Source organism: Okeania sp. SIO2B9 (assembly GCF_010672505.1).
Classification (GTDB): domain Bacteria; phylum Cyanobacteriota; class Cyanobacteriia; order Cyanobacteriales; family Microcoleaceae; genus Okeania; species Okeania hirsuta.
Map to the genome: position 1 here is coordinate 1 of NZ_JAAHGK010001156.1, position 2,449 is coordinate 2,449.

At 31.6% G+C, this 2,449-nt stretch carries 2 protein-coding genes; both read left to right on the top strand.

Annotated elements, in window-relative coordinates; translation table 11 throughout:
- Positions 1-264, top strand: a 264-nt coding sequence (locus F6K13_RS28380; protein ID WP_287289193.1) for a nitroreductase family protein, incomplete at its 5' end; no start/stop codon positions are given.
- 203 nt (positions 265-467) lie between these two features.
- Entirely contained in the window at positions 468-2,399 is a 1,932-nt protein-coding gene (locus F6K13_RS28385) for a hypothetical protein (protein ID WP_287289195.1), read from the top strand.
- Positions 2,400-2,449: the final 50 nt, after the last annotated feature.

Consider the following 2,449-nt stretch of genomic DNA (forward strand, 5'->3'; position numbering starts at 1 on the left):
TCTGTGGAAGCTTGGATAAATAGGCAAATAATGTTAGCAGTAGCTCACATTATGCTCGTTTCTAGTAGTTTTGGAGTTGATAGTTGTCCTCTGGAAGGATTTATTACATCTCAAGTTAAAGCAGCATTTAATATTCCAGAGCAAGTAGATGTTTGCTGTCTATTAGCAATGGGTTATGCTGCTGAACCATTTAAAAAATATGGTGGACGTCTTTCTTTGAGCCAGGTTTGCTTTCAAGAAACCTATGGACAGAATTTTGTATGATCGACCAATTATACTAATTTGACTAAAAAATGTGACAAAACTGTTTTTATATGTAACAAGGATTTATAACAGATATTTATCCAAATGGTATTATTAGTAGTTTTATATTCAGGATTATTGATTTAATTACAAAATTAAAAAGCATAATTCCTAAAATAATTAATACAGCTAGCAAATTAAACAATCAAATTATTAACTAGAAAATGAAAACAGCAATCAGAAATATTAATACTCAGATATTAGAGGATAATTTACAAAAAAGCTGGCAATCTTTGAGAAATTACAATGATGCTTGTAAAATTCAATGTGATTTAAAAGCTGGAACATTATTAGTGATTTGTGAACATCCAGCAAATTTAGTGATAGATCGAGAGAAAACAATTTCTGAGTTAAAAGGTATAGTTCAAAAACAACCACTAGAATCTATTGAGAAAGTAGGTATTTGTTTAAATGCGATTGGTCATATATATCCTTATGCTTATCATTCATTTTTTACAAAGAGTCGGCAAGAAGAGTCTACATTAACTTTTCTCCCAAGATGGGTAGATGGAGATATGGGCGATCAAGTAAAAATTACACCTGAATTTTTAGATTCTTTAGATAATCCATTTGATTTAAAAAATTTAGAACAGATATCTATTAGGTTAGAGTCTGAGCTAAATACTAATGTTGAGAAAGAGTATATTCCTGGAAAGAAAAGTCAAAACTCAGATATTAAAATTACTTCAAAATTACTGGATGATTTAGATAACCCTTTTGATGTGGAAGGATTAGATATATCTCTTAAAAAATCCAGAAGAACAGCAAAACATTCTCATAATGTAGGACAAACATCAACTGTTAACTTCAGTACTTTCTCTAAAGTAGAATTTCTCAGTGCCAGTTTAAGTTTGACAATTTTAATAGGCTGTTTTTATGCAATAACTCAACCCTGTGTGATTGGAAAATGTATGATTGTACCCACAGCAAAAGACTTAAATCAGCAATCATTAGAAACAATTAAAAATTCAAAAAACTCTTTGGCTCCAAAGCAAGCAAAAGAAAAGTTAGAAAAAGCAGTTCAAGATTTAGAAAAAATTCCATTTTGGTCAATACATTATCTAGAGTCACAACATTTAAAATCTACTTACAAAGCAGAAATTCAACATTTGGAAAATATTCAAAAAGCTTTAGCAAAAGGTCAACAAGCAGCTCAAAATAGTAAAACTTTGCCACTAAAAGTAGAAGATTGGATAGAAACTCAATCACTTTGGCAAAATGCAATTGTCTTACTAGAAAAAGTACCAGGAGATAGTAGTGCTTATCCTTTTGCCAAGAATAAACTACAGCAATATCGTAAATATTTAGTAGCGATTAAAGGTAGATTAACAACAGAAGAAGTGGCAGATCGAAAACTAATTGCTGCTAAAAAATCAGCTCAGTTAGCAAATACTAGAGAAGTAGTAGCTCAGTTTCCTGAAAGCTGGAAAAGTGTATATTCAAGTTGGGAAGATGCCTTGGATAAAATATCTTCTGTTCCACCACAAACAACTGCCTATTTAGAAGCTAAAAATTTACTCCCTCAGTATGAACAAAAACTTCAGTTAGCTGAGGAACGTAGAATTATAGAACAAATTGGTGAAGAGTATTATGATCAAGCTATTAGTTATGCGAAACAAGCTGAAGTTTTTGAGACAAAAGATAATTGGCAAGATGCTGTGAAATATTGGCAAAATGCTCTAAATTCTGCTGAAGAAGTACCTACTACTTCTAGTTATTTTGCTAAAGCAAAACCTCTCATTAAATCTTATGATACTATTCTGAAGATAGCACAAGCTAACCAGAGATTTTTGGATACTATAGCTAAAGCTGGTCAAGATTTAAGTAAAACTTGTAAAGGGACACCGAAAATTTGCGAATATAGTATTACGAAGGATTTAATTACTGTACGTTTAACTTCTGACTATGTGGATAAAATTAAGAAAACAGCTCAGGATTTAAAAAATAATAAAGATCAAAAGAGTTTGACTCAACTAGAAAAACATTTGAAAACTTTACAGATAGCTTTGAAGGCTATTAGTAATAATGCCAAGATTCCTTTAGAGGTTTATAACCCACAAGGTTTAAAAGTTGCTGCTCATATTCCTAATAGTTGAAGTGAGGGAGTGAGGGAGTAGGGGAGTAAGGGAGTAGGGGAGTAGGGGAG